Annotated in this window: 9 protein-coding genes; 6 read left to right on the top strand and 3 right to left on the bottom strand. The window is 36.1% G+C overall.

Features of this window, described 5'->3' with window-relative positions; genetic code table 11:
- The 3 genes from R3333_RS11360 to yajC all read left to right on the top strand — a co-directional run.
- Positions 1–737 (top strand): transcription antitermination protein NusB (locus R3333_RS11360; RefSeq protein ID WP_318958898.1); only part of this gene is annotated, 737 nt, incomplete at its 5' end.
- A 22-nt stretch (positions 738–759) separates the two neighbouring features.
- A complete protein-coding gene (locus R3333_RS11355; protein WP_318958897.1) occupies positions 760–1,149 on the top strand; it encodes a DUF1573 domain-containing protein in 390 nt (129 codons plus the stop codon).
- Between the two features lie 14 nt (positions 1,150–1,163).
- Positions 1,164–1,472: a preprotein translocase subunit YajC gene (gene yajC, locus R3333_RS11350; RefSeq protein ID WP_318958896.1), complete on the top strand. Its 309-nt coding sequence runs from the start codon at positions 1,164–1,166 to the stop codon at positions 1,470–1,472.
- A gap of 32 nt (positions 1,473–1,504) precedes the next feature.
- Here the strand turns inward: yajC and R3333_RS11345 are convergent, their stop codons facing one another.
- Positions 1,505–2,203 carry a DUF4294 domain-containing protein gene (locus tag R3333_RS11345; protein WP_318958895.1) on the bottom strand — a complete coding sequence of 233 codons (699 nt, stop codon included), beginning with the start codon at positions 2,201–2,203 and terminating at the stop codon, positions 1,505–1,507.
- Positions 2,204–2,242: 39 nt separating this feature from the next.
- On the opposite strand from R3333_RS11345, the gene R3333_RS11340 reads away from it, so the two are divergent.
- Genes R3333_RS11340 through R3333_RS11330 form a run of 3 tightly spaced genes read left to right on the top strand, consistent with a single transcriptional unit; the run spans position 2,243 to position 4,738 of the window.
- Positions 2,243–2,692, top strand: a complete 450-nt coding sequence (locus R3333_RS11340; RefSeq protein ID WP_318958894.1) for a hypothetical protein — start codon at positions 2,243–2,245, stop codon at positions 2,690–2,692.
- Positions 2,693–2,747: 55 nt separating this feature from the next.
- Positions 2,748–3,299: a sigma-70 family RNA polymerase sigma factor gene (locus tag R3333_RS11335; RefSeq protein ID WP_318958893.1), complete on the top strand. Its 552-nt coding sequence runs from the start codon at positions 2,748–2,750 to the stop codon at positions 3,297–3,299.
- Complete coding sequence (locus tag R3333_RS11330; RefSeq protein WP_318958892.1) at positions 3,296–4,738, top strand: hypothetical protein; 1,443 nt, start codon at positions 3,296–3,298, stop codon at positions 4,736–4,738. Before R3333_RS11335 ends, R3333_RS11330 begins: the two co-directional genes overlap by 4 nt.
- Before the next feature lies 1 nt (position 4,739).
- On the opposite strand, the gene R3333_RS11325 is transcribed toward R3333_RS11330, so the two are convergent.
- Together R3333_RS11325 and R3333_RS11320 are read right to left on the bottom strand one after the other, a co-directional pair.
- Positions 4,740–5,777, bottom strand: a complete 1,038-nt coding sequence (locus R3333_RS11325) for a glycosyltransferase family 2 protein (protein WP_318958891.1) — start codon at positions 5,775–5,777, stop codon at positions 4,740–4,742.
- Between the two features lie 12 nt (positions 5,778–5,789).
- Positions 5,790–6,722: GWxTD domain-containing protein (locus R3333_RS11320; protein ID WP_318958890.1), on the bottom strand; the 933-nt coding region annotated here is incomplete at its 5' end.

Below are 6,722 nucleotides of genomic sequence, written 5' to 3'. Positions count from 1 at the left end.
CAAAAGAAGAAGATTTAAATCCAAACATGAAGTTTGTAGACAACAAGGTTATTGCCCTGTTGGAAGACAACTACATGTTGATTCAGGCTTCTGAGGAAAGAACGGTTAACTGGGTGGGTGACACTGAACGTGAAATTTTCAGAAAGATGTTTTTACACATTCGTGAAACAGAAACTTTCTTTGAATTCATGAACAATGGAAACACTGGTTTTGAAGAGGACAAGAACTTCTTAATTACCTTGTTCAAAACAGAAATCGCGAACTACGATCACCTCTACTCTTTCTTTGAAGAGAAGAGCATACACTGGATGGATGATATTGATTTAGCGGCAACCATGGTGATCAAGACACTTAAAAACTTCGAAGAAGAAGGTGCCAATGACATCATGCCTTTGTACAAAGACCCAATTGATGAGAAAGATTTCGTAAGAACTCTCTTGAAGAAAACCATCAAAAGAGAAGAAGAAAACTTGAAATTAATTGACGAGTTAACTTCTAACTGGGAATTAGATAGAATTGCACGTATGGACGTTTTATTAATGGAAATGGCCATTACAGAATTACAAGAATTCAACAATATCCCCGTAAAGGTTACATTGAACGAATACATTGAAATTTCTAAGTTCTACAGTACCCCAAAAAGTAATGTATTTATCAACGGAGTACTTGATAAGGCCATTGCACGTCTTGAAGCCGACGGACAAATCAATAAGATAGGTCGCGGTTTAATGAATTAATTATATTAGCGCAAAAAAAATAATGAAAGGAAAATTTTTATTCTTAGCAATGCTCTTCATCTTTGCTTCTTGTGGTTCAGAGTCAGGCTCTATTATCGGTGAAAAAACTACGATGGAAGTACAAGAAGAAATTGATATGGGAGATGTTGCAAGAGGTGAAGTAATTGAAGCTGAAATCTCTATTAAAAATACAGGAGATGTTCCTTTGATTATTGCGGATGTGAAAGGAAGTTGTTCTTGTACAGTAACAGACAAACCTTCAGATCCTATTGCCCCAGGAGAATCTACAAGTACAATTGCAAAAATTGATACAAAGAACTTTACTGGGAATATCACTAAAACAGTTACAATTTCTGGAAACACGAAACCTTCAGGACACACTGTTTTAATTAAAGCACACGTTATAAACTAAATAATACAAAAGAAATGAACGTAATGTTATTACAATCAGGAGGAGGAAGTATGCAATCTCTTCTAATGATTTTAGGAATGGTAGTAGTATTCTACTTTTTCATGATTAGACCTCAAATGAAAAAGCAAAAAGAAGCTAAAAAATTCAGAGAAGGATTAACGAAAGGAGATAAAGTTGTTACCATCGGAGGAATCCACGGGAAAATTTTAGAAGTAGCTGAATCTTCAGTTTTATTGGAATGTGAAGGTTCTACGAAATTAAGAGTTGAGAAATCAGCACTTTCTTCTGGAGCACAGGACACATTAGCTGCTACAGCAAAATAATCCGAACAGAAATAATTAGAAAAGGGAACCTATTAGGTTCCCTTTTTTCGTTGCTTCTTTCTTCTTTCTCGGCTCCTTTGTCTGTTCTTTTTTCTTGCATCTCTCCTTCGCTTTACATACGCCTTCTTTTTCAGTTTGTATTCTTTTTTATCGAGAAGATGTACCGTAAAATCAAAATCCACAAGACCGGCATTCACATCTTCAATTACCCGTTCTAGAATATAATCCTCATTCTCTGGGTCATATTTCATTTTTAAATCTTGCTCCCATGCTTGAGCTATTAAGGCAAAAGTGGAAGCCTTCGATTCTGATTCGTATTGCGAAATAATATCATAAATACTCATCCCCGTTTCCCTGTATATTAATTTGGCCAATACTACACCTTCACTCCTGTATAGATCCTTCAATAAAAATTTAAAATCTGCCTTTAAATCTTTATGGGTCTGCTTTACTAATTTCTTTTGTTTCCGATTTTTATTGAGTAGCGCTAAATCCTTGTCCAAGGAATCTAACACTTCCTTGGTGTACAAAGCAAGGGGGTAAACTCGTCTGACTTTTCGCAGTAAGCGATTATATTCTTTTTGATAATTCGGTATACATTTTATTTCCTCAAGGTCCTGTACGTATACAATACTTGTATCCAAAGGTTGACTATTACCTTCTTGCCCCAACAAGCATCCGGCATTCAAAAGGATAATAAATATGGAGAGTTGTTTAATTTTTGCAAACATATTCCCTAGTTTTAAGGTGTTAACAATAGTTATCAAGTTATGAAATTTCTTTTTAGTACAATTTTCCTCAGTGTTTTAATTATCAGTTGCAATAACGATGCCTCACGAAAGAAAATTCCCCAAACTCACAAAGCAAACACCCTAAATACTAACGAAAATACCACAAAAGAAATTGCACAGAACCCCAATTTGGCTGTAGAAAACACAGATACAATTAGTACGCCCCTACCTGAACCGGATACCATAATACACGCTGAAATTGAAAAGAAATTCGGCCTGCAATGGGATTTTTGTAATTGCATAAAAGCAATAGACTCTATAGAAAAAGCTTTGGAAAGTGAAACAACAGCAGAATCTGATTTCGACTTTCTCTTACAACGGTCTGATTACATAGATTCTAAGTGCAAAGAGATAACTGCAACTCCGAACAATACAGTAGAAGAACGAGAAATTCATTTCAAAAAAGTTCAGAATTGTTTAAATAATTAATAGTTTCGGGCAACCTTTCTAAAAAGGCCTAAGTATATAAACCAAAACCACTCATTTGAGCGCTATTAGTGCAAAGACAATTAAAGACTTTTGTAAAGGCAAAAAGAAAGCCTTTGACAAAATTTACCATGCCTATTCGCCGGGCATGTATGCTATTGCTTTGCGTTATATGAAGGATGAGGACGAGGCCAAAGATGTACTTCAAAACAGCTTTATTAAACTTTATAACAGTAGAGAAAAGTTTGATCCATCAGGATCTATAGGTGCATATATAAAACGCATCACAATAAATACAGCGCTCGATGAAATACGCAAGAAAAAGAAATTTGAACCTATAGAAAACAATGTTGTTCTCAGTGAAGAAGAAACAGAATTTGAATTAGAAGACACATCCAATCAGTCTTATCAGCAACTTTTAAATCTCATTCAAGAGTTACCAGATGGTTATCGCATGGTGTTTAATCTCTTTGTTTTTGAAAATTTAAAACATACAGAGATTGCAGAATACCTTGATATTTCGGTGAACACCTCGAAATCTCAATTGATGAAAGCAAAAAGAATGCTGAAGGAGAAGTTAGGGAGCTTGATTAATATAGAAAGGGCATGAGTAAGAAAAATAACATAGAGAATCTTTTCAGAGAGAAGATGCTTAAGGCTGAGGTTACACCACCAGCTGATGTTAAGCGTGCAATTGATGACGCCCTAGATTTTCCAAAATCTAAGGGAAGATTACTTGCTCTTTTACTTGCCATTTTATTCTTATCTGGTCTTTCTATTTCTGCCTTTTTCTTTTTTAAAAACCAGAATTCTACAGGTGATATTTCCCTAAATAAAATTGAAAACAACTCCACTTCAATTACTCCGGACCAAAAGAGCGATGTAGAAAGCAAGGAAATTCTGAGCAAGGAAAGGAAAAGCAATCTAAACAATACTGCAAATGCTCACCTTTTACCAATTGATAGTGTGGTTCCTAAACAAGAAACTGCGTTTGTTCCCGCTAACCGCGCCAGTACAAACACTCCCGCAACTTCATTGAGCTCAACTCAAATCTCAGGTAATACATTGCTGGCTTCAAACAAAGCAAATGAGAAAGCAGCAGACAGAACCGAAACAACCCCAGAAATAAACGCTGAGGTGAATAAGACCGGCACAAATAAGGAGGAGCAGTCTTTACAGAACAATTCGTTAAATACTGAGCATTCAAATCAGGATACCTCTACGCAGGTTGTAGGAGTTGACACTACTTCAACAACACAAGCAAATGAGGATGAAAAACCAATCGATGAAACTAAGGGAGAAGTAGAAAAAGAGAACACGAAAGCAGATGATAAGAAGGACGAGAAAAAAACTACTCCTTCTCAGTTTTTAACCGGTTACTCTGTGGGAATTGAAGCTCGCCTTGCAAGCTTTAAACCTTCTTTAGAAATCACCTCTTCCTCTGCCCCTGGTAATCAAGAAAAAATAAATTATCGATCTATCATGGCCTATCAAATTTATGGTCAGTTAAAGGCGCTAGACGTATATAACCTACAACTTGGTGCCCAATACCAGAATGGTAGTATGAATTATGAAACAGACAGTACTTACACGCAAATTTATCAATACATTGATTCAAACTCTGTTGTGTATACCTACGATACGAGTGGGATGATTATTGATTCGTCGTATTCAACTGTAACCGATACGAGCGTAAACACCATTGCGCAAACGCTATCTAGTTCTATAAACTATTTCAGTATACCTGTAAGTATTGGTAGAACCTTTATCTTAAACCCCAACGGAGATGAAAATTTAAAATTGACAACCAACCTTGGAGCAGATTTGAGGTTCACTTCTTTGAAAGGAGATATAAACGGCCTAGTTGTCAACCCATTTTCCGTAAATTTTGTACTTAGAAATACTTTGGCTTATCAAATCGGTGATTTCGATATCATTCTTCCTATACAAGTAAGTTACAATCCAAAATCGAGAATCTTGTATCAGGAAACGCGTATTGATCCCAAAAGCAGTTTTAGCCTTGGGCTTGGTATACAATACAACTTCTAGCTTATTTAAAAAGCCTTTGATTCAATTTAGAAAAAGCTGTAATTCCTTTAAAAAAACGCGCAAACAACAAACTTCCTGTATAAAATCCAGCCTTGTTTGCTTCTAAGTTACTTGTAGCTTTTTTCAAAGCTTTGCGCTTTGCATTTAATTTCGGAAGTTGTTGGTAATAGTTAGCATGCGCTCTACCTATCGCCCACAAATGCTTGAATTTAAATTTCACTGCAAACTTTAAAGCTGCAATTCCATCCAGAATTAATCGTTTGAAGATAAATAATGGAAGTATGCCTTTATAATTTTTATGAATCATATAAAGACTGTTGCGGAAATTGAGATAGGTTTTGTTCGGACTTTCATAATTCAAGGTCCCCCCGCCAACATGGTAAACTACTGCTTTTGGGGCAGCAAAAAAGGAATATCCCCTATTCTTTAAACGCCAACACATATCAATCTCCTCCATGTGCGCAAAGAAATCCTCGTCTAAACCTCCTACTTCATGATAGGCTTTTGCATTGACCAACATACAGGCTCCAGTAGTCCAAAAAACCTCACGAACACCGTCGTATTGTCCCTTATCCTCCTCTACATCACCAAATATTCTACCTCTACAGAAAGGATAATAATTCTTATCTATAAATCCTCCCGCGGCACCAGCATGTTCAAAAACACTTTTATTATGATAGGCCAAAACTTTGGGTTGAACCCCAACACAACCTGAATTGCTTTCAAGTTCTTCAAGCATGATATCCACCCAGTTTGCCGTAACTTCAACATCAGAATTTAACAGAACATAGTAATCCGCTTTTACTTGCTTAAGCGCATCATTATACCCTTTGGCAAAACCACCATTACTTGTATTAACTATGATATCTATAGAAGGGTAATTCGCCTTTAAAAAAGAGATACTATCATCTGTGGATGCGTTATCAGCAACAATAATCTGGTGACCCTCTGAATATTTCACCACAGAAGGTAAAAATTGTTCGAGGTAAGCTTTTCCGTTCCAATTTAAAATTACAACGGCAACCTTAGCTTGTGACATGTAAAAGTGACTTTAGAAATTCTTGTAATAACGACTTGCATTAGCTCCGTGAGAATCAACACTACCTCCTGTTGGATCGTCTATGTTATTCCCTGGTGTAGTTCTACTGTTGATGTAATATTGCCATCTGTAGTTCTGTAACTCTCCTACCATATCTGAGTGTAATAATCTGTAGGTATTGTTCACCATATCCGGGTTGTAGAACACAAATCTTTTGTTTGAGAACTTTCCAATTTTATCGTATTGCCATATCTCGTAAGGATATTCACTTGGAGAAGTTGGTCGAGCAGTAATGGAACTCGGTGAACCATACTGTAAGTAAACCCTACCTCTATCAGTTTCAAATCCAACCTGGAAATTCGTTGCATACAAACGCTCCACAAGTTGTACCTGTGCTTTGTATTTCATCCAGTTTTCGAAAGATTGGATGGAAGAAGTTGTTTTCCAGAACGACTGAATATACTTTCTGTGTAAAGTTGTGTCTTCCTCCTTTAGTAATTGAATGATGTTTTTAACATCAGATTGACTAGAAATTGGAATTAAACTTGCCAAATAATAACGTAAAGAATCCGTGGTAATTGAAGCTTGAAATGCAGGGTCTACAATTTCATCTTGATAATTCGAAAGGACATCAACTGCGAAGTTATTTCTATCAAAGTTAATCACGTTAGAGGCAATAAGGTTTTGCTCAGCATCCACAACACTTACTTCTAACAAATAACTTCCCGCTGGTAGGTTAGTAATATCAATTGATTTTGCAATCGGTTTGATTTCACCCTCCACTTGATACTTGTACATGCGGTTAAACGCACTTAGGTCTAACTTATTTTCACTGTCATAAATACGCTGAAAAACTACATAGTTAGAATCATTTTTTAATTCTTCACCAATGTTATACAACTCCACGTAGTAAGGTAAAAACTGAAACTCTGAAGGATAGTAGTT

It is taken from the genome of Lishizhenia sp. (genome assembly GCF_033720595.1).
Classification (GTDB): Bacteria; Bacteroidota; Bacteroidia; order Flavobacteriales_D; family Crocinitomicaceae; genus Lishizhenia.
This window is presented reverse-complemented; position numbering and strand designations above follow the sequence as displayed.